The sequence below is a fragment of the Lentibacillus kimchii genome, from assembly GCF_055381965.1.
Genome location: NZ_AP043934.1, coordinates 2,424,673 through 2,450,765 on the forward strand (window position 1 = coordinate 2,424,673; position 26,093 = coordinate 2,450,765).

The 26,093-nt window shown below is 42.1% G+C and carries 30 protein-coding genes, 2 pseudogenes and 1 riboswitch; of the genes and pseudogenes, 17 read left to right on the forward strand and 15 right to left on the reverse strand.

Features of this window, described 5'->3' with window-relative positions; genetic code table 11:
- Positions 1-55: 55 nt before the first annotated feature.
- The gene (locus tag ACZ444_RS12710; RefSeq protein ID WP_382359009.1) at positions 56-412 is read right to left on the reverse strand and encodes a hypothetical protein; all 357 of its coding nucleotides are present in this window, start codon (positions 410-412) and stop codon (positions 56-58) included.
- 104 nt (positions 413-516) lie between these two features.
- Here ACZ444_RS12710 and ACZ444_RS12715 point away from each other — a divergent pair, with 104 nt between their 5' ends.
- The 4 genes from ACZ444_RS12715 to ACZ444_RS12730 all read left to right on the forward strand — a co-directional run bounded on the left by ACZ444_RS12715 (position 517) and on the right by ACZ444_RS12730 (position 3,300).
- Positions 517-738 (forward strand): TIGR04104 family putative zinc finger protein, encoded by a 222-nt coding sequence (locus ACZ444_RS12715; RefSeq protein WP_382359007.1) that lies wholly within the window; start codon positions 517-519, stop codon positions 736-738.
- 218 nt (positions 739-956) lie between these two features.
- On the forward strand, positions 957-1,157 hold the full coding sequence (locus ACZ444_RS12720) for a helix-turn-helix transcriptional regulator (protein WP_382359005.1): 201 nt from the start codon (positions 957-959) through the stop codon (positions 1,155-1,157).
- 4 nt (positions 1,158-1,161) lie between these two features.
- Positions 1,162-1,776 (forward strand): hypothetical protein, encoded by a 615-nt coding sequence (locus ACZ444_RS12725; RefSeq protein ID WP_382359003.1) that lies wholly within the window; start codon positions 1,162-1,164, stop codon positions 1,774-1,776.
- 168 nt (positions 1,777-1,944) lie between these two features.
- On the forward strand, positions 1,945-3,300 hold the full coding sequence (locus ACZ444_RS12730) for an IS1182 family transposase (RefSeq protein ID WP_464433229.1): 1,356 nt from the start codon (positions 1,945-1,947) through the stop codon (positions 3,298-3,300).
- A 437-nt stretch (positions 3,301-3,737) separates the two neighbouring features.
- On the opposite strand, the gene ACZ444_RS12735 is transcribed toward ACZ444_RS12730, so the two are convergent.
- Positions 3,738-4,307: a cysteine hydrolase family protein gene (locus tag ACZ444_RS12735; RefSeq protein ID WP_382359484.1), complete on the reverse strand. Its 570-nt coding sequence runs from the start codon at positions 4,305-4,307 to the stop codon at positions 3,738-3,740.
- A 165-nt stretch (positions 4,308-4,472) separates the two neighbouring features.
- On the opposite strand from ACZ444_RS12735, the pseudogene ACZ444_RS12740 reads away from it, so the two are divergent.
- Both ACZ444_RS12740 and ACZ444_RS12745 read left to right on the forward strand, forming a co-directional pair.
- Positions 4,473-4,607, forward strand: a pseudogene (locus ACZ444_RS12740) (protein rep); the annotation flags it as partial.
- A 692-nt stretch (positions 4,608-5,299) separates the two neighbouring features.
- Complete coding sequence (locus tag ACZ444_RS12745) at positions 5,300-5,440, forward strand: hypothetical protein (protein WP_382359482.1); 141 nt, start codon at positions 5,300-5,302, stop codon at positions 5,438-5,440.
- 97 nt (positions 5,441-5,537) lie between these two features.
- On the opposite strand, the gene ACZ444_RS12750 is transcribed toward ACZ444_RS12745, so the two are convergent.
- Complete coding sequence (locus ACZ444_RS12750; RefSeq protein ID WP_382359493.1) at positions 5,538-6,893, reverse strand: C1 family peptidase; 1,356 nt, start codon at positions 6,891-6,893, stop codon at positions 5,538-5,540.
- Positions 6,894-7,183: 290 nt separating this feature from the next.
- Positions 7,184-8,005: a 1,4-dihydroxy-2-naphthoyl-CoA synthase gene (menB, locus tag ACZ444_RS12755; protein WP_382359479.1), complete on the reverse strand. Its 822-nt coding sequence runs from the start codon at positions 8,003-8,005 to the stop codon at positions 7,184-7,186.
- Between the two features lie 221 nt (positions 8,006-8,226).
- On the opposite strand from menB, the gene ACZ444_RS12760 reads away from it, so the two are divergent.
- Complete coding sequence (locus tag ACZ444_RS12760) at positions 8,227-9,243, forward strand: cation diffusion facilitator family transporter (RefSeq protein WP_382359476.1); 1,017 nt, start codon at positions 8,227-8,229, stop codon at positions 9,241-9,243.
- 112 nt (positions 9,244-9,355) lie between these two features.
- Here ACZ444_RS12760 and ACZ444_RS12765 read toward each other — a convergent pair whose 3' ends face one another.
- Entirely contained in the window at positions 9,356-9,637 is a 282-nt protein-coding gene (locus tag ACZ444_RS12765; RefSeq protein WP_382359473.1) for a hypothetical protein, read from the reverse strand.
- 131 nt (positions 9,638-9,768) lie between these two features.
- On the opposite strand from ACZ444_RS12765, the pseudogene ACZ444_RS12770 reads away from it, so the two are divergent.
- The 4 genes and pseudogenes from ACZ444_RS12770 to ACZ444_RS12785 form a co-directional block, all read left to right on the forward strand.
- Positions 9,769-9,969: pseudogene (locus ACZ444_RS12770) on the forward strand (metal ABC transporter ATP-binding protein); the annotation flags it as partial.
- A 4-nt stretch (positions 9,970-9,973) separates the two neighbouring features.
- Positions 9,974-10,171: a metal ABC transporter substrate-binding protein gene (locus ACZ444_RS12775; RefSeq protein ID WP_464433839.1), complete on the forward strand. Its 198-nt coding sequence runs from the start codon at positions 9,974-9,976 to the stop codon at positions 10,169-10,171.
- Complete coding sequence (locus tag ACZ444_RS12780; protein ID WP_382359467.1) at positions 10,137-10,316, forward strand: hypothetical protein; 180 nt, start codon at positions 10,137-10,139, stop codon at positions 10,314-10,316. Before ACZ444_RS12775 ends, ACZ444_RS12780 begins: the two co-directional genes overlap by 35 nt.
- Before the next feature lie 98 nt (positions 10,317-10,414).
- Positions 10,415-11,029, forward strand: a complete 615-nt coding sequence (locus tag ACZ444_RS12785; protein ID WP_382359490.1) for a CadD family cadmium resistance transporter — start codon at positions 10,415-10,417, stop codon at positions 11,027-11,029.
- A 72-nt stretch (positions 11,030-11,101) separates the two neighbouring features.
- Here ACZ444_RS12785 and ACZ444_RS12790 read toward each other — a convergent pair whose 3' ends face one another.
- The 6 genes from ACZ444_RS12790 to ACZ444_RS12815 all read right to left on the reverse strand — a co-directional run bounded on the left by ACZ444_RS12790 (position 11,102) and on the right by ACZ444_RS12815 (position 17,755).
- Complete coding sequence (locus ACZ444_RS12790; protein ID WP_382359465.1) at positions 11,102-12,067, reverse strand: aldo/keto reductase family protein; 966 nt, start codon at positions 12,065-12,067, stop codon at positions 11,102-11,104.
- A gap of 161 nt (positions 12,068-12,228) precedes the next feature.
- Complete coding sequence (locus ACZ444_RS12795; protein WP_382359463.1) at positions 12,229-13,545, reverse strand: MFS transporter; 1,317 nt, start codon at positions 13,543-13,545, stop codon at positions 12,229-12,231.
- A 302-nt stretch (positions 13,546-13,847) separates the two neighbouring features.
- Positions 13,848-15,128, reverse strand: coding sequence for an isocitrate lyase (gene aceA / locus ACZ444_RS12800; protein ID WP_382359461.1), 1,281 nt, complete (start codon positions 15,126-15,128; stop codon positions 13,848-13,850).
- On the reverse strand, positions 15,121-16,695 hold the full coding sequence (gene aceB / locus ACZ444_RS12805) for a malate synthase A (protein ID WP_382359459.1): 1,575 nt from the start codon (positions 16,693-16,695) through the stop codon (positions 15,121-15,123). The genes aceA and aceB overlap by 8 nt, the downstream gene beginning before the upstream one ends.
- 387 nt (positions 16,696-17,082) lie before the next feature.
- A complete protein-coding gene (locus ACZ444_RS12810) occupies positions 17,083-17,193 on the reverse strand; it encodes an LPXTG cell wall anchor domain-containing protein (protein ID WP_382359457.1) in 111 nt (36 codons plus the stop codon).
- 187 nt (positions 17,194-17,380) lie between these two features.
- Positions 17,381-17,755 carry a hypothetical protein gene (locus tag ACZ444_RS12815; RefSeq protein ID WP_382359454.1) on the reverse strand — a complete coding sequence of 125 codons (375 nt, stop codon included), beginning with the start codon at positions 17,753-17,755 and terminating at the stop codon, positions 17,381-17,383.
- 207 nt (positions 17,756-17,962) lie between these two features.
- Positions 17,963-18,087, forward strand: a riboswitch (FMN riboswitch).
- Positions 18,088-18,223: 136 nt separating this feature from the next.
- Here ACZ444_RS12815 and ACZ444_RS12820 point away from each other — a divergent pair.
- Both ACZ444_RS12820 and ACZ444_RS12825 read left to right on the forward strand, forming a co-directional pair.
- Positions 18,224-18,817 carry an ECF transporter S component gene (locus tag ACZ444_RS12820; protein WP_382359487.1) on the forward strand — a complete coding sequence of 198 codons (594 nt, stop codon included), beginning with the start codon at positions 18,224-18,226 and terminating at the stop codon, positions 18,815-18,817.
- Between the two features lie 147 nt (positions 18,818-18,964).
- Positions 18,965-19,243, forward strand: a complete 279-nt coding sequence (locus ACZ444_RS12825) for a hypothetical protein (protein ID WP_382359452.1) — start codon at positions 18,965-18,967, stop codon at positions 19,241-19,243.
- Positions 19,244-19,534: 291 nt separating this feature from the next.
- On the opposite strand, the gene ACZ444_RS12830 is transcribed toward ACZ444_RS12825, so the two are convergent.
- Together ACZ444_RS12830 and ACZ444_RS12835 are read right to left on the reverse strand one after the other, a co-directional pair.
- A complete protein-coding gene (locus tag ACZ444_RS12830; protein WP_464433369.1) occupies positions 19,535-19,786 on the reverse strand; it encodes a TIGR04104 family putative zinc finger protein in 252 nt (83 codons plus the stop codon).
- A gap of 154 nt (positions 19,787-19,940) precedes the next feature.
- Positions 19,941-21,368: a phospholipase D family protein gene (locus tag ACZ444_RS12835; RefSeq protein ID WP_464433371.1), complete on the reverse strand. Its 1,428-nt coding sequence runs from the start codon at positions 21,366-21,368 to the stop codon at positions 19,941-19,943.
- Positions 21,369-21,514: 146 nt separating this feature from the next.
- Here ACZ444_RS12835 and ACZ444_RS12840 point away from each other — a divergent pair, with 146 nt between their 5' ends.
- Entirely contained in the window at positions 21,515-22,582 is a 1,068-nt protein-coding gene (locus ACZ444_RS12840) for an aldo/keto reductase (protein ID WP_382359443.1), read from the forward strand.
- Positions 22,583-22,832: 250 nt separating this feature from the next.
- On the forward strand, positions 22,833-22,982 hold the full coding sequence (locus tag ACZ444_RS12845) for an amidase family protein (RefSeq protein WP_382359440.1): 150 nt from the start codon (positions 22,833-22,835) through the stop codon (positions 22,980-22,982).
- Here ACZ444_RS12845 and ACZ444_RS12850 read toward each other — a convergent pair.
- Together ACZ444_RS12850 and ACZ444_RS12855 are read right to left on the reverse strand one after the other, a co-directional pair.
- The gene (locus ACZ444_RS12850; RefSeq protein WP_382359496.1) at positions 22,930-23,118 is read right to left on the reverse strand and encodes a hypothetical protein; all 189 of its coding nucleotides are present in this window, start codon (positions 23,116-23,118) and stop codon (positions 22,930-22,932) included. The genes ACZ444_RS12845 and ACZ444_RS12850 overlap by 53 nt on opposite strands.
- A gap of 270 nt (positions 23,119-23,388) precedes the next feature.
- Positions 23,389-23,568, reverse strand: coding sequence for a hypothetical protein (locus ACZ444_RS12855; protein ID WP_382359437.1), 180 nt, complete (start codon positions 23,566-23,568; stop codon positions 23,389-23,391).
- A gap of 1,262 nt (positions 23,569-24,830) precedes the next feature.
- Between ACZ444_RS12855 and ACZ444_RS12860 the strand changes: the two genes are divergently transcribed.
- Both ACZ444_RS12860 and ACZ444_RS12865 read left to right on the forward strand, forming a co-directional pair.
- On the forward strand, positions 24,831-25,283 hold the full coding sequence (locus tag ACZ444_RS12860; RefSeq protein ID WP_382359409.1) for a hypothetical protein: 453 nt from the start codon (positions 24,831-24,833) through the stop codon (positions 25,281-25,283).
- Positions 25,284-25,518: 235 nt separating this feature from the next.
- Positions 25,519-25,695: a hypothetical protein gene (locus ACZ444_RS12865; protein ID WP_382359406.1), complete on the forward strand. Its 177-nt coding sequence runs from the start codon at positions 25,519-25,521 to the stop codon at positions 25,693-25,695.
- Positions 25,696-26,093: the final 398 nt, after the last annotated feature.

The following is a 26,093-nucleotide window of genomic DNA, read 5'->3' on the forward strand; positions in this document are numbered from 1 at the left end:
GAAAATGATTATCAATGTCAATAAAAATGTCCGATAGACCCGTTCACCGTTCGGATTACATCACTTTTTTCAATTTTTCTTTAGCCAGCCATATTTTCATCCCATTCGCTTTCGGCTTCGTGTTTTGGATCTGAACCATATCATCACTGAAGTCTGTTACTCTTACGACAGTCCCGCTACTAAAACTGGCCATTTCGCTAAGATCGAGATATTCCTCTACAGCATCGGCGCCACCCTTTTCCTGAAGGGCCTGCGTCTTTTCAGCTATTCTTTCCTTGGAGCTGATCGTCATACCACCCTGAGCCGTCCTATCTAGTGTGAACGTATCGCCCAGCTTCAGCTCATCGCAAGCAGTCAAAACCAAACATAACAACAGCAACGGCATGATGCCTTTTAACTTTTTTGAATTCACTAGTCTTCCACCCCCAAATACCTAGCATCATTATTTATATTGGCATCAGCCCTATAAAATTACTACAGCTAAAAGGTAATGGAAGCTAGCGTTATGGTGATTTAATGCCACGGTGCACCTACTGTAATTATAAATGGAAAACCAAAGAAATCTTATCGCCCGGATTCTCAAAGAACGGTAAAAGTTGCCCCAACTGCGGGGAAAAACAATATATTTCTATAAAAACACAAAAGTTATTTACACTAGGATATCTAAGTCTAATTTTCGTTCCATTTCTTACTTTTAGTATTAAATTAAGCGATAAAGACGAGCGCCTTTTTGAATGATATTATTGCTCAAGAAACGGGCACGTTTGTGGCATAGCGATGTGCCATAATCGGGCCAGATTGTCCATAACAATTAAATCACACTAATATTTCAAAGGTATCTTACAGAGATGGCTTATTTTTATGTTCAGATGTAATGTATACATTGATTTAAGTAATTTATATATTGAATAATGTAAAATATATGTTACTATATAAATAGGAGGTGCGCCAAAACATTGAAGAATAATTTGAAAGTTGCTCGTGTCCAGGTTGACTTAACTCAACAACAATTAGCTGAGAAAACAGGTGTTACTCGGCAAACAATTAGTTTGATTGAAAAAGAGAAATATAATCCAACTTTAAAACTGTGTCTTAATATTTGCTATGCGGTAAATAAAACCTTAGATGATGTTTTTTGGATAGATAGGGAGGAATAAGAAAGTGAAGATACAAAGAATAAATGATGAGCGTTTAATAATGCAAAATTTGAAGAACATACGTATTATCTATGCCCTTCAAACACTTGGTATGGTGGCTATATTAGGGTATAACTTTATAACCAATGGAATGATTGGGGTAAAAGAAAATCCCTTGTGGATTGTATTTATAGCATCAACAGTTATATTAGCATTTTTGTCATTGACCACTGATGAACGACTCATATCAAAAAACTTGCAAAAAATAAGGATAGCATATGCTGTTCAAACAATTGGTATCATAGGCATTTTAGGATATGATTTTGTTGCAGAAGGTATGGACGGGATGAAAGATGATCCCCTTTGGATTGTATTTATAGTTTCAACGATCGTACTGGCATTTTTATCAATGAATGTTAGTGTAGATCACGAAAGTAATAAAAAATCTGCTAAAAAGGGATTAGTGATTTCATTTATCACTTTAGCGTTAATTAGTATTATCGTTGGCACTCTCACCTCGTTTAGTGAAGGGTTTTCTACAACAGATGGCATTTTGACAGGAGTCATATTTATAATATGTGGTTGTTTTCCATTCCTTTTTCTTTTTTCCTTAAGGGAAAGAAAAGATGATGATTCCTAATGATGCCGAAAAAACAAAGAATCTTTTGGGGGATTATTTGAGCGAATTTCATAATTCATAGCCCTTGCGGCGCAAGGACTTAAAAACGTAAAAAAGGAAGTACCTCCCCAAATCTTGTATAATGGTAGTTGAACTAAAACATCCATAGAGATTGGAGGAATACTTCCTATGACTATTATACGACAACCAAGCTTATTTAGCATCCAAGAACTTTATGACATGGAACCTACCCAAAAGTATGAGGCGATCATTTCCGCCGTTGATTTGGATGCCATTTATCACGACATGGCTAAAAAATCCCGTTTGGGCGCGCCTGAAGAGCTGAATGTTGCAGCGATGATTATTTCCGTTTTCATTCGGTATGTTGAACGCATCCCAACCATAAAAGACCTGAAAAAACGCTTAGATGATGATATTGCCTTCAAATTGAATTGTGGATTTCTGGTTTCAGACAAGATTCCTTCGGAAGCTTCCTATTCCCGCCTTTTAACCAAGCTGAGCGAGTCAGATGCATTGGAAAAGGCCCAGGAAAAAGTTGTTCTTCAAGCCATTGCCGAAGGCTTTATCGCTGATGATACAGTCGCCATCGATGCGACTCATTTCGAAGCACGTGATCAGGCCCCGCCTAAAGAAGAAAAGGCAAAGCCGGAACCGAAAAAACGCGGCCGTAAATCCAGGGAAGAGCGTGACCAATGGCTCCAGGAACAAGCTGAGAAAGAAGCGAATCTGCCTCTTTATGACAGGAAAATCGAAGCTCAACTGGATGCATCTTTAACAGAACTTCGAGACGGTGTTCCCCGGGATCCCCAATGGGGGATCAAGAAAAACAGCGAAGGCAAAAATACATTCTGGTTTGGCTATAAAGGACATCTGGCTGTCGGCACATCAAGTCAATACATTTTACAGGCCCTTTTCTCATCAGGAAATCTAAATGATGGAAAAGCCGCAATTCCTTTATTGAAGGGGATGAATGAACGCTTGCCTCTTTCAAACTTGCGTTATCAGACGATGGATGCGGGTTATGATTTTGAACCGATTTACACGCAGGTCTATCGAATGGGCCAGCAATCTATCATTGCCTATAATAAACGCAATGAATCGGAACCCATAGGGTTTGATAAATATTTTGCCCCAACATGTTTCCGTGAACATTCGTACCGTTATGAAAGTTACGATGCCAAACATGAAACCCTGAAGTACACAAACCCAAAGGAATGCAAAGACTGCCCTTTAGCCCATGAAGACATATGCCAGAAAGTATTCAAGATGAAAATCACTAAAGACCTCAGGCGATACACAGCCCCGGCACGGGGCTCTAAAGCTTGGAACACCATCTACAAGCGCCGATCAGCCGTTGAACGTGTCAATGCCTATTTAAAGGAATTCTTTCAGCTCAACAATGTTCGCCATCGTTCAGGGAAACGCGCTCAGATCCATTTTGATATCGTTACGTTGATGTATAATGCATCGAAATTAGCCGCAGACCGCATTGATGCCGCGTTAAAGCAGCAGCAGGCTGCTTAGAGGAATTTTAAAAAAATACACATTAGAAATTCTGCAGGTCTTTGCGTTTTTAATAAGAGCAATTATGAAATTGATTCATTTATTTAATTTTAATTCCAATACCCTTATTTTTATTGGAATAATATAATAGGTTTGATTGGCGGTTTTTTCTTTTTATATTTAGCTTATTATATCTTTTTTAAAGACCATTCGACCAACATCTAAAATACCAAATTTCCATATACTAACGATTTAACTGTCTTACACAATCGGTTGCGTTTGTTGCCTAACACAATAAAATTACATTAAAACGCACAGAAAATAATTCTGTGCGTTCTCTGTATGATATTTATACTGTTAATAGCTTGCTGGAAGATACGCTAATTAGTGTACTATTTATGCTGTTATTAGCATTTTTCTCCGTCAAAACTGAACTCGTTACTGCGATCCCCGCCATTTTAATTCACTGTCTCAGCCCATTCGTTAACTGAAAGGACATCTGCCTGCTGCGGAAACACCTTTTCAGTCAGGACGCGGTGTACGTCAGGATCACCATCAAGACACGCATCTTTTAACACCTTGAGTGAAAAGTCTTTGTCCGCCGCTTCCCGCAATGTCGATAGCACGACACCGCTTGTGGCAATACCAGTTAAAACGAGCGTCTTAATATCCAAAGCTTCCAGGATCATTTCCAAATTGCTGCCGGCAAAGGCACTCACCCGATACTTGGTGACAATAGGTTCATTTTCCTGGGGCTGAACAGATTCGTGTATCTGCGTGCCTTCATCTGACAACGTCATGCCCCCGTTTTCAGCAATTCTTGTAAATGCCGGATTTCGCGGGTTGACCTCAGGATAACCCTCGCTGAATCCAACGCGCACAAAAATCACTTGCATATTGTTTTCCCGTGCGGCCGCCACGGCTTGTTGAACCGGGGACAGCTCCTCCCCATTTTCGGCGTAACGTGATACAATGCCATTTTCTATGTCCATGACCAGCAGTGCAGTTTTTTCATTATCGCTGTGCATCGTTAAAAGCTCCTTTTTTAATAAGTGGCAGGTTCTCCTATATTATACTAGGATCATGTATGCGTTATCCACTAACAGACGGACAATCGTTTAAAGGGTCTGGTCATATACGACGGTTCATTAAACGACAACGGGAGGCTGAGCTGCAGCTGAGGAACATCAGCGAAGAATTTAGTTGGCTTTATGAGAGCAACAGAAGTAACAGTAAACAGTCATGATGATTCTTATAATAGGCACATGAACGTTTTACTTTGTGTGGAAAATACATATTTCAAGAATACCGAAAATTACATTAACCAATAGCAATGCTTCTTGGTAAAAAGCCATTCCGCCATAAACCGCTCATTCTTATGCGCTTATTCAATAAACGCGCCTGATTGCAGTATAAGTATTTATAAGACTATTTTTCATTATGTGGGTCTGCATTTTTTCCCAATTTTTTATTGAAAAGATGTTGCATTACAAACACTCCGATTAGGGATATTGGGAAAGCAATTAAATAGAAATAAATATTTTTATCTAACCCAATCACTTCAGGTAAATAAAGAATGAGAAACATCCAAATAACAGTTGTAATTATTCTCATTTTGTTACTTCACCTTCTTAACTGCAATATAGTCCTGGCCCACGTTACATGACAATTGCGCCCGTCAGGGTTAATTTTTAAATAATAAAAGGTTGTATTTTATTAAATTTGTTTTAGTTAGTCCATAAATTACAAGCGCAGTTATTATGCAGGATAACAATAGGTTGTGAACGATAGTGTGCCAGACGAGAAACACTCCAGCAACAACAATTAAGGATAATATTACCCAAATTATTCTCGAAAAGTTTTTTTGTCCCATTAAAATCATCCCTTTTTAACTAAATTTTAACATACAATTATTCCGCAAAATGGCTCGTTTGTTGAATTAATCTTTTAAAAATAATTTCCTCTTTCCCAATTCCACATAGCAATAATTGAATAACCATCTTTAAATGATGGCATTTATGTGGGGACTGTTACGATAGGCAGTGCCGTGAAAGCAGGCACATTTTTCGACCCAGACTGGATTGCTGAAGCCTATTGGAACCTTTTCACAAAGCACGACCAAACAGAAATGGTCTATCAGCCAAATGATGCTGAATCTTAATCATTTTAATAAAAGCAGGATTATGTCTTGGCCTATTTTCTAAAAGAAGCATGAGGAATCGCTCCTCATGCTTCTTTATACTGCCAATGTGATTAAATTAAGCCAGTGACCCCATTGGATCCCATGGTTCCAGTGCGATAGGTTCCTGGTTCAGGGCTGTTTGCAATTCCTCTGGGAGGTAATCTTTTCGAACAACGACCTGGTACATAAATTCGTTAAACCAGTCGTCACTCATCACAAAATAGCCATCCTTGCCTGGCTTTTCGCCCCAGCTGTTTTCCACTTTCCAGCGATTAGGGTTGCCGTCCTCGGCGATATTAACGCCTTGGAGCACCATCGCATGGGTCATTTGGCTATTGCCATAATCCAGTTGCTCTGCCTTGGTAAGATTCATGCTGACATCAAGCGCTGATTCATAATCGTACATAGCCGTGTCCAGAATGCCGCTTTTGCTGTTCAGCATTTTCGTCACATCACAGCCGAACCATACAGGCTCATTGTTTTCAATTTGCTGTTTCGTGGCTTCTTTCAGCGTTTCCATCGGGACGTTCAAATAAAAGACATCCTGGCCGCCGCTGACGTTACCCAGATATTTGACCGTGAACGTACGCCCAAAAGGCTTATCCTCGGTCGGCGCATTAATCAGACTGACATAGTCATGCAGATTAATTGTTACATACTTTTGATAGAACTCTTGCGGTGTGATGTTCGTATCACGATGGAACGTCTCATCCTTATCACGGTATTCAAAATCAAACCGCTTAGGTGGCTCTCCGAGAAAATGCGCCAGCATCCGAAAGATTTCATTTAACAGGGCCGGCTTTTGGTCCCGCAGCGATTCTGGGGAGACGCCCTCTTCCTGATATTGTTTGCGCAGTTTGGCCGCGTCTTCCCGAAGTTTCTGAGTTACCAGCTCATTCATAGCACCCGAACGGCTGCTATGATACGTCTCGGGCATGACGTATTTCGGCATCACACCATACTTATCAACCAGGCTGGTGAACATATCCCATTGACCGCCATCCTGGATAGGATCCATTAACAGCCATTGGACAATTCTGCTGTCTAATGGCTCATCAAGTGTGTCCAAAATACTTTCCAGAAGATAATTGGCTTTTTCAAATTTATCCCAGAAAGTCAGATAGTTTTCCGATAGCTCAAATGATTTCAAGTTGCAATTGTTAGCTACTTCATGCCGTAATGTGTTCAGACCGGCAAACATCCAGCAGCGTCCGCTTTGTTTTTGGTCCGTTATTTTATCGGACTTAATCTCATGTGAAAACGTCTGCTGCATGTTAACTTCAGCATCCTGATCCATAGCGACCGCATTGATGCCATTTTGTTTGATCGCGTTCATTAAGACTTTGTGTTGCGGATTACTCCGGAAATCATCTGTGAAACGTTCAATCATATCCTGTGTTACAGCACGGTTATCCTTTACCTCAGCCGTCATCTTATCACCCTTTCTTGTACGATTTATTGTCCCGCTCATCATTCTATAAAGCTACCATTATGCTTAAACCATTGTATGTTTGCTTCAGCTATTACAGTATAACAATCGTCTGTCATGTCGTTGCTTTATACTTATTCGACTTATTTCTGCAAAATTCCTGCCGAACGTGATAATTTGATTAAATTTTTATCGTCTCCTCGATCGATTTTTCGTTGCGCTCGGTCGTTTCAGTGCGCTCCTCGATCGATTTTTCGCCGCGCTCGATCCGCTTCGCTCGGGCAGCCGTATGCTTATGGGAAACGCGGGAATTGGGAAAAGTCGGGTTCGCGTTTTTCTTTGAAAGCATCGCGGCCTTCTTTTGATTCTTCCGTCCTGTAATACAGCAATGTTGCATCGCCGCCTAATTGCTGCAGACCAGCGAGTCCATCTGTATCAGCGTTGAAGGATGCTTTCATCAGGCGCAGGGCTGTCGGGCTTTTCGCGACGAGTTTCTGCGCCCAATCAATGGTTGCGTCCTCCAGCTGCTCCAGCGGGACTACCTTGTTGACAAGACCCATCTTGTCCGCTTCTTCAGCTGTGTACTGCTCACTCAGGTAGTAAATTTCACGGGCTTTCTTTTGACCTACAATTTCGGCCAGGAAGCCTTGTCCATAACCAGCATCAACACTGCCTACTTTACTTTCTGTCTGACCGAAAATGGCGTTGTCCGCAGCAATCGTCAAATCAGAGATAACGTGAAGACCGTGGCCGCCGCCAATAGCATAGCCGGCCACCATCGCAATAATCGGTTTTGGCGTGACGCGCATCAGACGCTGCAGATCAAGCAAGTTCAGTCTTGGTACTTGGTCGCCTCCGACATAGCCGCCATCGCCGCGGACCATCTGATCACCGCCGGAGCAGAATGCTTTATCGCCCATGCCGGTTAAAATAATGACCCCAACTCTGCCGTCATTCCGGGCATCAGTAAACGCATCAAGCAGCTCGTCAATTGTTTTTGGCGTAAACGCATTGTGTTTGTGGGGACGATTGATCGTGATTTTGGCAATCCCTTCCTCTGATTTCTCATACACAATCTCATCATATGTCCGTGCGGGTTCCCATTTAACTGACAATAGTCACTCAGTCCTTTCGTTTTTAATAATTCATTCCACAGCTATTTTACTAAAAATCATGGTGATGTCACATCAAACGTGTCTCACCAGTTCTTTAAATGTGTCACTGTCTGACAGCAGCCCCCGCAAAAACAGCTGGCTCTATAACAGCATGAGTAGCATAGCATTATCGTGGCATACTATAAATGGCTTTATATTTTTTAATGCAAAAGGAGCAAAACATGAAAGAACTTTTTCGATTACTCAAGCAAGGGTCCATGTCCTCATTATGGGCAAGTATTATTAATGCAGTGGTTGCGATAACAAAAGGCGTTGTTTTCTTCATCACGGGCAATGTGGCTATGTTTGCTGAATTGATGCACAGCATTGGCGATACAGTGAATCAAGCCTTTGTCTATATCGGATCAGCGTTAAGCAATAAACCGCCTACCGACCGTTTCCCTGAAGGTTTTGCACGCCTGGTTAATCTGGTATTGCTCGGTGCTGTTCTTATCGTGGGGGTTCTTGCATATGAAACCATAAAGAAAGGGATCAACCGTATCATAGCGCCCCCTGAGTCCAATGAATGGCTTTGGCTGAACGTCAGTGTTCTTGGGATAGCCATGATTCTCGAGGGGTTTGTCTGGTTTAAATCAATGAAAGAAATCACCGCAGATCTAGGTGGCGAAGATATCAAAGGATTCAACATAATATCGGAAAGTTTTAAAAACGTAGGTAAAGCAAATCCGGCAACCAAGCTCGTATTTTTGGAGGACGCTGTAGCTACCAGCGGCGCGTTTATTGCGATCATTGCGATTTTTATTGGCGCCTATACGCCGTTCCAATCGGCTGAAGGTTATGCTTCTGTTGTTATTGGACTCATGCTGTTTCTGGTTGTCGGGCGAATTTTTCTCGATAATGCCGCAGGGGCCTTAGGTGCTGCCGATCAAGATATGGTCAAAAAAGTTGGCGAGTATGTGTATGAAGAGCCAAAAGTCAAAGACATTCGCAAGCTGGCGGTCATGCAGGAAGGTAACGAACTCCATGCTGAATTGAAGATAGAACTTGAGTCCGATATGACCATAGCAGAAGCTGACCAGATTCACGATAATATTGAAAAGAAAATATTGGATGAAAAAAGGATAACGGATGTTATTATTGAGTTTGACGATCATGATGACACCCAGCATTGGGATGAGTCGAAAAACGAAACAAAAAACAGCGAAAAGGGATCAGGAGATGGTCAAAGCAAACAATAACTACGATAAACAGGCGCTTTCCTTGTTGGCGGGATTGCGCCACAACGGCTTTTGATAGTGATCGCCGGAACGAGCAAAAATCACCACACGTGACGCGCAAATAAATGCGTCGTCAGTATTGACGGCAGTAGATAAACAAATAAATGAATTGAACGAATAGGACTCCTGCTATGATGATAGCTATAGCATCTCTAAATTGGGCATAGGTCAAGTGATAGAATTGATTTATGAAATAAACAACTGTCCATCCAACTAAAACATATGTAAACGTTCTTGAACGGGACTTGTAAAGAATCATCTTCCCTCTTTCGTCATGACCTTCCTGTAACATAAAGCGTTTTTCATATTGATACAGAATCCATACTAATATGACAATGGCCAACCACTTAATCATCTAAACTCCCCTCTTCTGAATGGTATTGGAAAACATCATTAATATCTCTATCAAATAAATGAGCAATTTGAAAGGCAAGCATTAAAGATGGACTGTACTTTTTTGACAAAATAAGATTAAGTGATTATATTAAGACTGATATCGATTGGGACTTCCCGATTAACGTTCGCGACACCGTCCTGCTGGGAAGGTATCCTAAACTGGGTGTATTTCATCTTCTCAAAAAAGCAGATAAACAACTGGCTGAAGGGTGTCTGGAAGAAGTCGGCCTCAGTGATTATAAAAAACAACAAATCGGTGAATTATTCGGCGGGCAGCAGCAACGGCGATTCCGGCGTGGATCCAGATCATGAAGACGTTTATAAGAAAAACGCAGAAGACTATATAGGGGAACTCGAAGGTATTGATCAGGAATACGAGAACAAGATCAATGATATCCCTGAAGAAGATCGCGTCTTTATGGCAAGTGAAAGAGCTTATCAATATTTGACTGAGCGTTATGGATTTAAAAGAAGGTTTTATATGGGAAATTGATACAGAAGATAATGGCACGCCATCCCAGATTAAAAATGCTGTAAAATTTGTTAATAAAAATGACCCGACCGTCCTGTTCGTCGTTGAATCAAACGTCAGTCAAAAGCCAATGAAAACTGTTGCCAAAAAATTCATGACGGATTAGCTCAACAGCCTCCTTTTTAAGCCCGGTTCATTTCCTGTTCCGGGCTTTTGTCATTTACATATGATACCTGAAAGTCTGAAATAGAAAGGCTGATCATGATGTTCCAAGTTATTATTGCAGCCATCATCATCTATACGGCAACGGCTTCCGATTTACTCGTTATATTACTGCTGTTTTTCGCACAAGCTCACACAAAAAAGCAATACCGGGATATTTATATAGGCCAATTTATCGGTTCTGTAACGTTAATCGCCATTAGCTTGTTTTTAGCCTATGTGTTAAATTTCATTCCTGAAAAATGGCTGCTTGGTTTACTAGGGTTGGTCCCTCTCTATTTCGGTCTGAGAATAGCTATATTCGGCGATGACGATGAGGAAGAAGTTGAGAAGCAGTTAGATCAAAAAGGCCTGAGCCAATTAACCAGAACGGTTGCTTTCGTAACGATAGCGAGCTGCGGCGCTGATAACATCGGCTTATTCGCGCCCTATTTCGTTACATTAGATCTCAATGAACTCATCGTGACCCTGATCGTTTTTATTGTGCTTATTTTTGCGCTTATGTTTACGGCTAAACAATTAACGGCTATTCCCGGCGTTGGCCAGGTTATGGAGCGGTTCAGCAGATGGATTACAGCAACGGTTTATATTGTATTAGGTGCCTTTATTATGTATGAAAATGGCACGATACAAACACTGTTATCGTTTTTAAGTTAACTTCAATGGCTGCTGTTTAGCTTGTGCGACCATGCATCCAGCTGTATTTAAACGGCAGCGGCCTCTTAGATCTCAGTCGTTTTCAGACCAAGGCGGCAGCACTCTGTCAATTTCGGTTAAAATCGGTTCAATTTCTTCGATAACATCATGCGTTAATTCTATCTCGCTTGCTTTTATATTTTCCTCAAGCTGATGCTTGTTGCTTGCACCGACAATGGCAGAACTAATGCCAGGCTGCCGCAAAATCCAGGCAAGGGCCAGCTGTGACAAACCGATGTTTAATTCACCTGCTACGTCCTCCAATTTAGCCACTTGCTTCAGCACATTATTATCCAGATAGCTTTTCATCAAATAGTTAATCTGACCCTTTCCTGCCCGGCTTTGAGGAGGAAGGTCCTCGTCTGGCTTATACTTTCCAGTCAAAACACCTTGTGCAAGTGGGGAAAAGACAATCTGACCCATACCATGTTTCTTGCTTACAGGTACAATCTCACTTTCGATCTGCCGGACAATCATATTATAAACGGGCTGATTTGAAACGATGGGATGAAGATTGCGTTCGTTTGTTATATGTACCGCATCTGTAATCTGTGCGGCACTCCATTGACTGACACCATAATAAAGAATCTTACCCTGGCGAACAAGATCTTCCAGAGCAAGCAGCGTCTCTTCTGTAGGTGTTTCCTTATCAAATCTGTGGCATTGGTATAAGTCAATATAATCGACCCCAAGCCTTTTCAAGCTCGCATTGCACTGTTCGATAATATGTTTTCGGGAAAGCCCGCGGTCATTCGGTCCGTCCCCCATTGGAAAATAAGCTTTTGTTGCCAGTACATACGACTCCCTCGGATACCTGTGCAATGCCTTGCCCAAAACGCGCTCAGCTTCGCCCTGGCCATACTCATTAGCTGTATCAAAAAAGTTGATTCCTAAGTCGTATGCCCGGTGAATGCTTTCTGTTTCATTATGAGTTAACCAGCTTCCCAGGCCTATTTCACTGACCTTTAGACCACTGTTTCCAAGGTGACGATAGTTCATAATATAGCCTCCAAAATTTAGATGATAGATGGTGTGGCATGAAGCCAAAGACCGGAGGAGATAATGGTTAAAAATTTCAAATCAATGACAGGAATAATTCATCTTGTTTTCCTTCTCCCTATCTTCTGTTTGATTCATCATTCGCATCCCCTCTCCTCTATTCAATTTCCCACTTCTTCTTCCGTCTCTTCTCTTATAGCTTCAGTCATTCTTTTAGATTCACTGATAACTTTCGGTTTGAATAGAAAAAATGTTGCTATGACCATTCCAACACCTGATGCCAGGTTAATCCAAATATAACTGTTTAAATCGTATAGAAATCCATAAAGGACAGTCCCCATTGGCATAATGCACATCGAAAAGATAGTGATCATGGAAATAATCCTTCCCTTTATATGCTGGGGAATGGTTTGCTGATAAAAAGTGCTGACAGGTATATTTATAAAGTCAACAGCCATGTTAACGGCGATGAAAAGAATCGCAATTATTAGGATTTTCCATATATCACTGCCGCCCATATAGATGGGGATAATCAGCAACGTAACCATAATGCCAGTGATAATACTGGCCCGCTTGGACACGAGGAGTGGATTTTTCCAATTCTTCATGTTTCCAACAACGACACCCGCTATAACAGCGCCACTGGTGAACGCCGTATATAACAGTCCAACAACAGTCGAATCAAAGTTTAATGCATCCACCAGCATTTTTGAGGGCAATATACTTAAACTTGCTCCAACAAAATTAATAACCATTAAATACAGAATAAGCGGCCGAAACACGCTATGATTTAAAACAAAATCCAGCCCTATTTTCAAGTCCTTTCGCAGCTTTTTGAACCCCCCCTGATCTTCTTCAGACTGCTCAGCATAGTCATTTTCATCATGATATAAGTCAAATTTTAGAAAGAAGTCCATAACAGCAGAAATGAAACCCAAAAAGGCAAAACCGAGAACAATCCATTCAAAACTGAAAAGACCAGACAGCATGCCCCCTGCAACAGGACCAATCATGCCGGATGCGTTTATAAAACTCGATGTATAACCTAACACCTTTTGGACGCGGCTTTTATGAAATAATTCCGTGATAGAGGTCTGAAAAGCATTCATGGCGAAAGCACTCGTCACCGTCATAATCGCTGTAGTCAGATAAATGGCCCCCAAGCTGAAGCCAAACTGATATGTATATAGGAATAGACCTGTTAATATCAACGGATCGATAAATTCACCAATTAATATGATAGCCCGCTTATTTCCCATATCCGCTATCACACCTGAAAGCGGCAGAAAAATTAAAGCAACAACGGTTGAAATCACAATATTAATCGAAAAGTCTAATGAAGATCCCGTTTCATAAAGAATAAAAAAACTGATAGCAAAATTATAGATGCTGTCCCCAATATTCAGCGAGACACGGCTAAATATATAAATAAAAAAATTAGTTCGCTCGTCACGTGGTACCTCTTGATTTAACAGCAATTGGACCCCTCTTTTAAATTTTTTCCGTCAGCATTACGTCTGAACAATTATTTGAAATAGTCGGACTTATTTTAATTTAAAATACCACTTTATCCTGATTGAATCAAGTCCTTTTGGGCAGTTCAGTCACAAATGCCGGAAATAGACATCGCTTTTGGAATTGGTGACTTTCATTTGGCTCCAGCATCCCCATATAATACGCGGGCGCTATTCCTGAAGATGACTTAGCGCCCGCGTTTTTGTTGTTCCTGTTTTACGGATAAGCCTTTCATACCTTACGTCAGACTTCCTTCACGCCATATTCAACCAGAAAATTGGTCAGCCTCTGTTGACCCTGCCAGGGCACCGGTGGACGATGTCCCTTCTGAAATAACGGAAGCGACGTCATCAAAGTAACCTGTGCCGACTTCACGCTGATGTTTTGTGGCACTGTAACCGAATGCCTCATTTGCGAATTCTGCTTGCTGCAATTCAGAATAAGCCGCCATGCCGTTATCCTTATATTTTCTGGCAAGTTCAAACATGCTGTGATTCACCGCATGGAAGCCTGCAAGTGTGACGAATTGGAATTTATACCCCATATCAGCCAGCTCTTTCTGAAAATCCGCCATTTCCTGCTCAGTTAACGCCTGCTTCCAGTTAAATGACGGGGAACAATTGTAAGCCAGCAGTTTATCCGGATATTTTTCATGTATGGCATTAGCGAATCGCCGTGCTTCTTCCAAGTCAGGTTTGGACGTTTCGCACCAGAGCATATCCGCATAAGGCGCATAAGCCAATCCGCGTGCAATAGCCTGATCAATGCCAGCTGTCGTACGGAAAAATCCTTCTGCCGTACGTTCACCAGTCAAAAACGGTTCATCATATGGATCAATGTCACTGGTCATCATATCGGCTGCATTGGCATCTGTCCTGGCAATAATAATGGTCGGTGTTCCCATCACATCTGCCGCTAAACGGGCTGAAATCAGATTGCGAACAGCCGTTTGTGTTGGCAGTAGAACTTTTCCGCCTAAATGACCGCATTTCTTTTCCGATGATTGCTGATCTTCAAAGTGGACGGCGGATGCACCTGCCTCAATCATGGCCTTCATTAACTCGAACACATTCAGCTGTCCACCGAAGCCGGCTTCGGCATCGGCGACAATGGGGGCATACCAATCAATGCTTTCATCCCCTTCCGCATAATGAATCTGATCTGCACGCTGCAATGCCTTATTCATCCGTTTAGCAACCTCCGGGACGCTGTTAGCCGGATAAAGACTTTGATCCGGATACATTTGCCCGGCAAGGTTGGCATCTGCAGCGACCTGCCAGCCGCTTAAATAAATGGCCTGTAAACCTGCTTTGACTTGTTGAACTGCCTGATTGCCCGTCAGTGCACCAAGTGCATGAACATAATGGTTGCTTTTCAGAAGCTGCCAGAATTTCTGTGCACCTTTATTAGCGAGTGTGTAGTCAATATCAATCGATCCGCGCAAACGAATAACATCTTCCGCGCTATAGGGCCGCTCAATACCATCCCACCGCGAATTCATGACCCATTCATTTTGGACTTGTTCCACACGCATTTGTTTACCCATTAGCTGTTTCCCCCTCGATTAATTGATCATACGCTGGCAAGGTCAAAAATTCAGGAAACGTTTCCTCACTAACCATTCGACGGAACAATGCAGCCGCCTCCGGGTGCATTGAACCCATTTCCTGATCAATCATGGTTCCAACCAATTCCCTGGTAACCTTGCGCCCATCCTCAAGAATCCCCCTCGGATGCTGTATCCACTGCCATACCTGGGCACGTGATATTTCAGCTGTTGCGGCATCCTCCATCAAGTGATTTATCGGAACGGCGCCGCGTCCACCCAGCCACGATGCCATATAGTGGATGCCTGCTGTTACATTCGTATACAAACCCTGCTCCGTAATCTTACCTGACGGGACCTCCAAAAGATCCTCACGGGAAACCTGAATATCCTCTCGTTTCCTGTGTATCTGGTTCGCACTTCCCATTCCGCTGTCAAAAACATCTCTGACAAGCTCAGCCATGCCCGGATGGGCAATCCATGTACCATCATGGCCGTCTCTGACCTCTCTCTCTTTGTCAGCGCGGACTTTGGCAAAGGCAGCGCTATTGGCTTCCGGGTCATTTTTGACGGGTATATGGGCGGCCATCCCGCCAATAGCCGGCGCATTCCGCTTATGACATGTCTGGATAGCCAGCAGTGAATAAGCATGCATGAAAGGAACCTCCATGGTTACCGTTGCCCGGTCAGGTAAAAGGGCATCATCATAGTGCTTGAATTTCTTGATGAAACTAAAGATATAATCCCATCGGCCGCAATTAAGACCGGCCGAATGATCACGAAGTTCATATAAAATCTCATCCATCTCGAAGGCTGCTGTAATGGTTTCAATTAGTACAGTTGCTTTGATGGTGCCATACGGTATCCCAAGTTCCTCCTGCGCAAATATAAACACATCATTCCATAAACGAGCTTCCTGATGACTTTCCAGCTTAGGCAAGTAAAAATAGGGCCCCGAGCCACGTTCCATCAATTCCTGGGCATTATGGAAAAAGTATAGACCGAAATCAGCCAGGGACGCTGAGATCGGCTCGCCCCCAACCGTTATATGCTTCTCATCCATATGCCAGCCACGTGGCCTTACCATTAGTACAGCAGGGTCATCATTGAGCTGATACGCTTTTCCGTTATGTCCTACAAAATCGATTTGTCTTCTAATGGCATCTTTTAAATTGATATGACCATCGATGAGATTTTCCCATACAGGGGATGTTGCATCTTCAAAATCAGCCATAAACTTTTTAGCTCCGGAATTGAGCGCGTTGATAACCATTTTGCGGTCAACCGATCCGGTGATTTCGACACGGCGGTCATGCAGCTCTTCCGGCATATCCGCAATGGTCCAGTCACCCTCCCGCACGTGAGTCGTTCCAGGTAAAAAGTCCAAGCGTTCCCCTTGATTGATAGCTTCTTGTTGCTTGCTTCGCTCCAGCAGTAACGCGTTTCTCTTGGCATCGAACCTTTTATGCAATTTGGTAAGAAAACTCAAAGCTCCTTCCGTCAACACCTCATCATACCGTTCCTGTAAATCCCCATGCACACGCACTTGATCATGCTTGATAAACATATACCGGTCCCTCCAACCTGTTATAGTACTGACTTTAAAATAATTTATTGTTATATAACAATACATGCAAAAAAATTAAGCTTCTTTCTTTGATAAACAATAGTCACATTCCTGCAAATACGCCTGGCTTTGGACATCCCCGCCACAATCAGGACATTTAGCCATTGTCATTCACCTCAGCCCCCTTCTTTTATACAACAGATTTATAATTATTAATTTGTTATAGTACAGTATATGAGGTGCACATCAAAAATGCAACGCCTTTTTTTGATTTCTTGTTTTTTGGGGGCTGTTTTTTGGGGAGGTGCCTGTCACCACCCGTAATCGCTCGATTTTTGTCGAACTAAAAAAGGCGTCATAACCTGGTATGACGCCTTGGCTTCTTAGTTAGCTATTTTGTTTTCTTCTTCTGATGAAAAAGAAAATGAGGACTGCTGCAATAATGCCTATGCCAATGACAATAAATAATGGTGTATTCGTACTATTTTGGGCATTCACTGCTTTTTCCTTTTCAGGCTTTTGAGAGGCCGCATTGTCTACCTCATTTTCGTACCCGGTTCTGGTCGTTTAATACCATACGGAAAAAATAGATACAAATAACCCATTAATACAAAAGTGGGTTATTTCCATTAAATGGGTGATAAAACCTTTTGACAGCTTCCGTCATCCTAACGCTTCTAGGCCATTAAATATGATCCCGTGGTATTTCCTTGTTCCACGTTTTCTCAAAAATTTGCGAGCCATTTTCATAAGCGGTCATGGTATTCGTTAAATAAAAGTTCGTTTCATCACAGGTCATGTCACTATACGACTCAAGTGTCGTCATCCAATCGTCACGTCCAACTTTCAATTCCCATTCACATTGAACGCGAGCGGACAGGGGATCGTTCTCTTTAATCGTATAAGTATCCCTATTGCTGCTGCCAAATATAAGTCCGTTTACTGGCAGTTTTCTTTCACCTTCATCGGAAAATTCCTCTAATACCCACGTTCCTTCTATCGGATTATGATGAATCTCTTGGGTTCGATTTCCCGAGCGAATCGGTTCCTTGTCAATCATCTTTGCGATTTCTGGTCGTTCAAAATCCCCGAGTGAATCATCTTCGGCGGATGGCGTCCGAACAGGTAAATCTAAATTGGTATCTTTTCCAGATATACAATGTCTATTTAATCACGCTAATTATTAATTGTTTCAAAAACAATATGGATGAAAACTGGACAATAGGCGATTTAGGATGTATAATTGCTTTAGTTAAAATTATAAACGATTCATCTTCGGGGCAGGGTGAAATTCCTGACCGGCGGTAAAGCCCGCGACTCGATACCATGAGTATCGACTGATTCGGTGAAATTCCGGAGCCGACGGTATAGTCCGGATGGGAGAAGATGTAGGCGCATAATGTCCGCAGTTAATTGTCGGATGAATTTGTGCATGTATCACCCCGGAGCTGCCTGCTTCGGGGTTTTCATTTTGTACAATGGCGCTGCATTGGAAATCGGGGTGGATCGGCCAGAGGAGAGATTTCTTATGCAAACCAGGAGCCGTGTTTTTCGCATGGTGGCTCTAGCAATGCTCAGTGCGTTAGCATTTTTATTAATGCTGCTCAATTTTCCATTACCAGGTCTCCCACCATTTTTGAAAATGGACTTTAGTGAGATTCCGGTATTGATCGGCGCCATTATTTTTGGCCCGGTTGGCGGTATCATTGTCGAGGCCTTAAAAAATTTACTGCATTATTTCATTACCGGCAGTTCATTTGGTGTCCCCTTGGGAGAGGCGTCAAACTTTGTGACGGGGCTGTTTTTAGTGCTGCCTGTTGCTTTCGTAGCCAACAAAGTCCGTACTAAAAAAGGGCTTGCGTCTGGTCTTTTAATCGGGATTGCTCTATCGTCGGTCATGATGGCATTTCTGAACTACTTGATCCTTCTGCCATTGTACACAGTCTTTCTTGATTTTCCGTCATTTTCAGCAGCAGCTCGTATGAAACTGGCGGTTATTGGGGTGTTGCCTTTCAACCTGATCCGCGGGGGACTGACCGGAATCCTTTTCCTATTCCTTTATCCAAAGATCAAATCCCTGATCGATCGCTGGAATCCCCTAACAACATCAAACGTATCGTAAAACAAGGGATAATATATCCGACTTAAAGCGAAAGAGGTTGCCATCAAGGCAATCTCTTTTTTCTTATAAGCACCCCTGATAGATGCCGTTTCCATTATGTATTTTCCACGTACCATATCTTAAGACTTTATGAAGGGAGTGAATCAATTGGCTTTCTCAAATCATCGTCGTTACAACAATTATGGCTATCCCCCATATGGCGGCCAAGGATACTATGGCGGGCAAGGTTTCTATGGAAATTTCAATCCTTACTACGGTCCTGGCCCAGGTTATGGTGGCTACGGTAACTACGGCAACTATGGTAATTATGGTGGCTATGGCGGCTATGGCAACTATGGTGGTTATGGTGGCTACGGCAACTACGGTGGCTATCCCCACTATTACCCCACACCTTATGGCCCAGGAAATTTCGGAGGACGCTGGTAATTAATTAAGTGCGACCAGTAAGGTTCGCTCGTTCTCAAAAGAGGTTGCCTTAATGGCAGCCTCTTTTATTTTTTCCTGTAACAACTGTTCTCAGGAGAGCCAAGCAAGTGAATCATGATCTGATCGTAAATTAAGTCCGCTGCGGAAAAACACGTCGCTTTCCGCGGGCTAGTCTTGCGCCATATTGATTCCTTAATATCAATCATGGATTTTGTTGAAGAGCCTAAAATAAAAAGCTTGCCTAATTAGTCACACAATCGCTCCCTATTCTTGAAGAATAAAACGCTATACTCAGAAAGAATATTCTTCTTTATTACTTAAATGCATTACAACTGGGTGAAGCGATATAACTAAGGAAGTTAAAACGAGAAATAAACTTATCAAAATCGCTGCTGGGATATCAAAAAAGATATTTAAAAATATTGGTAAGAAAACAAAAGCGTTTAAAAAACCTGCTTTATTTTTTGATTTCCGTGTCTGATATTGCCTTTCTCCACAATAGGGACAGTTCATGCCAGGGTCCAAAGTAAACATTTTTTTCATAGTCTGCTTCCAACTCCATGTATTATGGCAATTTTCACAAGTTGGCATTTCATCTCTCCTTACGCCTGTTTCTGCAACATATGCCTGTTTGTTTAATAAATTTCAACTATTTTAATCTTATCACAACATGATTTTCACATGTAATGTTTTATTGTTAATATGTTGTGAATCCCGTTATTTTCTGTATCCAGTAGACCACTTTTCTAAACGGTGTTTTGCGATCCTGGAATTTATCATAATCAGCTGTGAAAGTGCCCTCCTGATTATGCCATAACCTCAGAAAATAATGTTCGACGTCTTTTATGACTTGCTCATCCTGCGACCCTTGAATTTTAATGGCGTTTTCCAGATTATAATTAGCGAGATTTCTGGTTGTGTAATTGGCCGCTCCGCCAATCAGTACGGCCTCCGTTCCTTCTTTGATATACAGCAATTTTCCGTGAAACTGGTCCTTGGCTGAATCATACCACCTGATCGACACATGATCCTTGCTCTTTAATTCAGATGCCACAGGTAAATTAGGCAGTCCAATATTATGATGGCCAAAAGCGCCTTTATTTGGATCCAGAATCATTTTAATAGTGACGCCTCGCTCCGCCGCATCCTGTAACGCCTGAATCATCTGACGATTGCCGAGATAAAACATACCAAGCCAGATGTCATCGCCCTTACTGGTCAGATTAATTTCCTTGAGAACATGTTCAGACACTTTTCCTTCCGTCAAATACTGGGCAGCGGCTGTACGCGATGCAGCCTGGTTATTATGTTTCGCCGGCTTTATATCCGTTTCACTGTCAGAGTAATCGAGTACGGCTTGCTCTGCTTTCACGATCTCGTGAACAATATCCCCCGTTACTTTAAACGCAATATCTACAAAGAACCCGCTTGCATCATGTGAATTGGCTGATGTAATGATCGCTGCATTTTCTGTAGCGATCATTTTTCGATGGTTCGCCTTCATATTAAAAGCCTCTAAATAGGAGCGCGCTGTCACTTTAGGAGCATTCGTTCCCAGCGGATTAGGCAGCCAGCCTTTGCCCCCTTGGCCAAACCAGCGGAAAAACGTCCGCCAGATCGCTGAATAGACAGGATTGGAGTCCCTAAGCTTATCCAAGTTCGCTGTAACGACTTCCACATCATGTTTTTGCAGTTTTTTTATGTTTTTATTGCTATAGGACTGATAGCCATTATTAACCGGATCCGTGATAAACACAACCTGCAAATCTGGATGTTTTCTTTTCTGCTTAATGAGTTTAGTCGTCAGTTTCTCACTTAACTTGGGGAAATCTCGTGATTCATTGGTGTAGCCGTTAAACAAAAACATGTCCAGCACAATAACATCTTCTGCTTTCTCGACCATACGAAAAATGTCAGGAAAGATTTCACGATCATGCTTCACCTCCCCCGTTTTGGTTTGATAGGTTAAATCTCTAAGGAACTCAATGTCGGAATGATAGACATCACTTTCGTAAGAGATCCCTGCAGGAAGCGGCTTCAATTGGTTATACAGCAAAACAGAAAATAATATAATAATTACAAGTAAAACCACCCAAAACATCTTTGAGTGCAACAGTTTTTTCATCACATAACCTCTTCTTTTACAGCTGATGTTCGATTCTCCTACTTTCTCCAGAAATGCAGCAGTATAAACAAAAAAGTAACCGGCTGCGAAATCTTCGGATGCAATTAGTGTACACACATAACATAGAGCAGGAAGGAGGTTTTTAAATGGACTATATTTATTTAGGCACGTCTGGCCTGCGTGTTCCAAAATACATTTTAGGGACGCTTCCTTTTAGTGGAACAAATGGATTTGAAGCTATGGGAGACGTCGATGTCAAAGAGGCAACTAAAATGGTGGATATGAGTCTTGATGCTGGGATCAACATGTTTGACACGGCCAATCTGTATTCCCATGGTGATGCCGAGAAAGTGCTGGGTTCCGCTATTAAGGATCGCCGAGATGAGGTTCTCTTGACATCCAAGACAGGATTCCAGTTAGGCGATAATCCGAATGCGCGCGGCGCTTCACGGCTGAATATCGAAAAGTCGATTGAAGCATCCCTCAAGCGCCTCGGCACGGACTATCTTGATTTGTATTTTGTGCATTTATGGGACGGGCGTACGCCGGTTGAAGAAACGATCGCAGTGATGACGGACTTAGTCAAATCCGGCAAAATCCGTTACTGGGGCGTTTCGAATTACAGTGGATGGGCATTGGCACGGACCTATACGCTTGCTGAACAGGCTGGCTATATCCCGCCTGTTTGCCAACAGATTTATTATACACCAGAAGCACGCGAAGCCGAATACGAACTGCTGCCAGCGGCTGGCGAACTTGGAATGGGTTCCATGATATGGAGTCCGCTGGGTGAAGGGCTTCTTAACGGTAAAATCAGCCGCGGGCAAACGGCTCCGGAGAATACACGACAAGGTGCTGGATGGCCTGAACCATGGGTTATGGATAATGAACGATTGTATAACGTCATTGATGCCCTTCAGGAAGTGGCGGACGCGCGAGGCGCAACCGTTCCGCAAATAGCACTTGCCTGGGTAAAAGACCGTCCGAATGTTGGCCCGGTCGTTATCGCAGCACGTAATGAAGACCAGCTCCGCGAAAATATCAATTCGTTTGAGATGGTTTTAACTGAGGACGAGCATGACAAAATTGAATCGGTCACCCGGCCGGAACCATTTTATCCGTTATGGCACCGTGTGATGAGTTCTTTCGACAGAGGATCACCGTCTGAAATGCCTTATCTCAAAGGTTACAAAAAGTCCATGAATATTGAGTAAGTAAACGAGGGGCGAAATGAAAAATAGGACAAAATTAGCTGGATCAAGTGGTTAGAGCATAAGCCCGCTTCGGAAATAGACGCCGCTTTCCGCGGGCGGCTGGTGAGCCTCCGAAGTGCGTTCGCACTCCGGGGTCTCACCTATGCCTTTGCTCCCGCTGGAGTCGCCGTCTTTTCCTCCGCTCAATCTGAGCTATCTTCAGCTTTAAAGTTAATACGTCTTAAATCTTTATTTTGTCACACATCCATGGGTGTGCTTGGGAGCGCTTGGAACCGACACAAGCGGGTCCGTCCGTGTGCCAGCTGCTTTTTGCGGTATTGTGGGCATGAAACCGTCAAATGCAAGCGTTAATCAAAAAGGTACTTTTCCGCCTGCTCGCGTACGTTTGGATGAGTGGTGATGACAGCATTCAAACGTGAGTTCAACCTCTCAATCTGTTTCAAAGCTTCATCTGCTATTTCAGCGACAGAAACGCGCTCATGCTGAATAGCCTCTCCAATGGAAGCTATGGTTTGTAGTAATAAAGGACTTTCCAAGCTTCTCTCACTTCCTTTAACGTATGTGTAAAAACCCCTATTGTCCCTTAAGTAGTTCACTTTTGGTGGAGAAAAAGCAAAATAACAAAGCAATTAACGCTTAAAATCTTACTATTTTAACAGGTGTTTTATCAGGACAAATAACAATGTTATTAACACCCGAAATGACGCCCGTTTTAGTATGCATTTAAAACGAAAAAAATCGCTCAAATCAATTGAGCGATTTTTATAATATATTAACACTGTTATGCCACAAACGCGCCCGATAGCTTAATCTGACCCAAATTTATTTTCAAAACACTCCTTGCAATAAATTGCTCCATCAGTGGTTTTGACCCATTTTTTGATAATCGCATCTGTCCTTCCAACATGGTCTTTTTCAGGAAACTTCGCTAATACTGCCATAAATTCATTTGGTTTAATTTCTCTGCCACAGGCATCACACTTCATAAAATCACTCCTGCTTTTTTTTAAAATAGTATTTTGTTCAACAAAATGGCCCGTTTCGACAACTCGGGACGCGGTATTTTATTCCGCGACTGTGCCCAATAAAGGAATAGCGTATCCCCCGTTGATTTCCGTTCCAGGCGGACGCTTTCCGCGGGCATGGCTTCAGCCTCCTCACTTCGCTACGCTTCGTTGCGGGGTCTTCAGCTCATGCTATTCCCGCAGGAGTCGCCGCCTTTCACTCCAATCAACTGAGAGTCTGCTTTTAAATTTATTCAGGAATAGTTAGCAATAGGTAAGCCTTTGAAGTTATCTCCAGCTTTTCCCCTGCTCCACATGGAGCATGCAGGTTTCCCCGCACTCCACGCTCCATCTAACGATATGTAATAAATGATAAGTTCCTCGTTAACTTCAAACAAGAGGAAAACTATCGCCCAAACAGAAAACTCTTGCCTGGAAGCTCGCACTGTGGAAAATCCCACGTTCCTACCCGATCGGTGCGATAAACGCTTGGAAAACCATCGTTCCATTCGCTAGACTTGGGGCTGTTCCTCCACTTCCATTACAGAAGATTCACAGGTCGTACCCCTACCTTCACAAGGATAAATACCCTTCAGCATATGCCTTATAGTACCGTTTCGGATGACAGTCCTTGTTTCAACGTCCCTTGCTTCCCAAGTCCCTTACAACGTAGCTATCCATACTGGACGTAGGTGCTTCCTTTAAGCCTGTGAGCTGGATACCGCCTTTGTTCAGTATAGCGTATTTCAGAGGGCGCATTTTTACTCTACACCACTCACGTCATCGTTGGATGACACATAAGTTTCCCTATGTTTTAACTCTAGACCCGTACATTCGGAAGTTTGTCAGTTCCTTTCCCAAAGAACATTCTCACCATATCCAGTTTCTCAGCCGTGCGGCCTATCCGTTGGCATACCTTTCTCTAAAAAAAGAGTGGCTCCAGCCTTCGTTCAGCCGAATCACCTGTGCTTCATACCCCAAAGCCTGTCAGCCTTGACGCATGCAGGATTTGTTGACGGGATGGTTTCAGGAAACATGGTTCCATCATTCCCATCCTTCGTTGTAACGTTAGAATTTAATAAAATTCCCCGCATGTTCACGCCTCAAAGCGTTTATAGCGGAACTTGTCGCGCGCGCCCGTTAATGGCATAGTCCTTTCTGCTATTAGCTGGTTCGTATTGGTGAATACACCCATTAAAAATGGTACACCTTATAAGTAAATCTAAAATAAGGGGCGTATTAAAATGAATTATCTACCGATAAAGTTCAGCGTGATTATATTGTTATTTTGTTTATTCGTTGGTGTCAATTCTGTTTCAGCTGAAGAAAAAATACCTGTGAACAGATCAGCGAAAGACGGAGATATAACGCTGACTGTTAATGAATATTCCATTAAAGACGATGGAAACGCAATTGCAGTACATTACAGTGTCACATGTGATACAACTTGTAAAAAATTAAATAAGACTTCAATAGGAGAGTTAATCGAAAGTCCAGATGTCTATATTGGAGATAAACGAGTACATGGGCATGCTTCAGGGATCGAAAGGGTAAGCAAAAATAAATACGTTGGAACACAAAAAATCACTATCCCTGAATTCAAACCTAAACGCCAATCTGGTTTTCATGTAAGTTTTAATACAGATGCAATTTTAGATAAAGCAGGACAATGGACTATTGAATGGAATGTTAAATAAAAAACATCTGCAAAAGCCTTTCGAATGTAACAGGCTTTTATATTTTAAATTCTTATTCAATAAAATGTCCCGCTTCAGGAGCAAAACTGTTCCGGAAGCGCGCCCTTTTCTTGAACAATCTTTATAAAAATTCACCCATTAAAATGGGAAGAAGAATATAAATAAATTGACTATTATTAAAACTGAGGCAAATATGGTTGATTTAACGCTTACAAAACCAATGTAAAAGAGAACAATGACGGCTATTGTTGTTAAAACTGCAGGTATGGTGCGTATAAACAAAGAGAAATCCATTTTTTTAAACCACCAAGTAATCAACAATATAACGCTTCCAATTAAAACTGCCACTAGAAAAGGTGCTAAAACCATCATGCTACTCAATCCCTTTTGGTATTTATTTTATTCAACATAATGGCCCGTTTGTTGCACTGTAAGCAACACTAATTAAATCTTTTCAGTATTTATGTTATTTTCCTGCATTTTAACATATGGATTAAAAAAATGATGACAGATGACAGAAAAATTTTTACAAATTAAAAAAACAGTGGATAAATCACATACGAATTGACACAGTAATTCACAGTTGTTTTAACATAGTAAATAGAAGACAAAATAACAGGATGACACTATTTATTGTCATTATGCTAAAAATGGTGCGAATTTGTATGTTAAAACGAGTGTGACTACAATCAAAACATTGATATGACAGTAAAAAATACCACACCCATTTGAATGTTATTTGGTGTGGTATTTATGGTTATATTTTATATTTTCTCCACAGTAAGTGAACTACTTATATTGTCCCTGCCT

What these genes read in the sequence shown, in the direction of transcription:
- ACZ444_RS12715 (WP_382359007.1), top strand. Translation starts at nt 517, where the DNA reads ATGCCACGGTGCACCTACTGTAATTATAAATGGAAAACCAAAGAAATC.
- ACZ444_RS12730 (WP_464433229.1), top strand. Translation starts at nt 1,945, where the DNA reads ATGACTATTATACGACAACCAAGCTTATTTAGCATCCAAGAACTTTAT.
- ACZ444_RS12735 (WP_382359484.1), bottom strand. Translation starts at nt 4,307, where the DNA reads ATGCACAGCGATAATGAAAAAACTGCACTGCTGGTCATGGACATAGAA.
- ACZ444_RS12750 (WP_382359493.1), bottom strand. Translation starts at nt 6,893, where the DNA reads ATGACGGCTGAGGTAAAGGATAACCGTGCTGTAACACAGGATATGATT.
- ACZ444_RS12760 (WP_382359476.1), top strand. Translation starts at nt 8,227, where the DNA reads ATGAAAGAACTTTTTCGATTACTCAAGCAAGGGTCCATGTCCTCATTA.
- ACZ444_RS12765 (WP_382359473.1), bottom strand. Translation starts at nt 9,637, where the DNA reads ATGATTAAGTGGTTGGCCATTGTCATATTAGTATGGATTCTGTATCAA.
- ACZ444_RS12780 (WP_382359467.1), top strand. Translation starts at nt 10,137, where the DNA reads ATGGATTTAAAAGAAGGTTTTATATGGGAAATTGATACAGAAGATAAT.
- ACZ444_RS12785 (WP_382359490.1), top strand. Translation starts at nt 10,415, where the DNA reads ATGTTCCAAGTTATTATTGCAGCCATCATCATCTATACGGCAACGGCT.
- ACZ444_RS12790 (WP_382359465.1), bottom strand. Translation starts at nt 12,067, where the DNA reads ATGAACTATCGTCACCTTGGAAACAGTGGTCTAAAGGTCAGTGAAATA.
- aceA (WP_382359461.1), bottom strand. Translation starts at nt 15,128, where the DNA reads ATGGGTAAACAAATGCGTGTGGAACAAGTCCAAAATGAATGGGTCATG.
- aceB (WP_382359459.1), bottom strand. Translation starts at nt 16,695, where the DNA reads ATGTTTATCAAGCATGATCAAGTGCGTGTGCATGGGGATTTACAGGAA.
- ACZ444_RS12815 (WP_382359454.1), bottom strand. Translation starts at nt 17,755, where the DNA reads ATGATTGACAAGGAACCGATTCGCTCGGGAAATCGAACCCAAGAGATT.
- ACZ444_RS12820 (WP_382359487.1), top strand. Translation starts at nt 18,224, where the DNA reads ATGCAAACCAGGAGCCGTGTTTTTCGCATGGTGGCTCTAGCAATGCTC.
- ACZ444_RS12830 (WP_464433369.1), bottom strand. Translation starts at nt 19,786, where the DNA reads ATGAAAAAAATGTTTACTTTGGACCCTGGCATGAACTGTCCCTATTGT.
- ACZ444_RS12835 (WP_464433371.1), bottom strand. Translation starts at nt 21,368, where the DNA reads ATGAAAAAACTGTTGCACTCAAAGATGTTTTGGGTGGTTTTACTTGTA.
- ACZ444_RS12840 (WP_382359443.1), top strand. Translation starts at nt 21,515, where the DNA reads ATGGACTATATTTATTTAGGCACGTCTGGCCTGCGTGTTCCAAAATAC.
- ACZ444_RS12855 (WP_382359437.1), bottom strand. Translation starts at nt 23,568, where the DNA reads ATGAAGTGTGATGCCTGTGGCAGAGAAATTAAACCAAATGAATTTATG.
- ACZ444_RS12860 (WP_382359409.1), top strand. Translation starts at nt 24,831, where the DNA reads ATGAATTATCTACCGATAAAGTTCAGCGTGATTATATTGTTATTTTGT.
- ACZ444_RS12865 (WP_382359406.1), top strand. Translation starts at nt 25,519, where the DNA reads ATGACGGCTATTGTTGTTAAAACTGCAGGTATGGTGCGTATAAACAAA.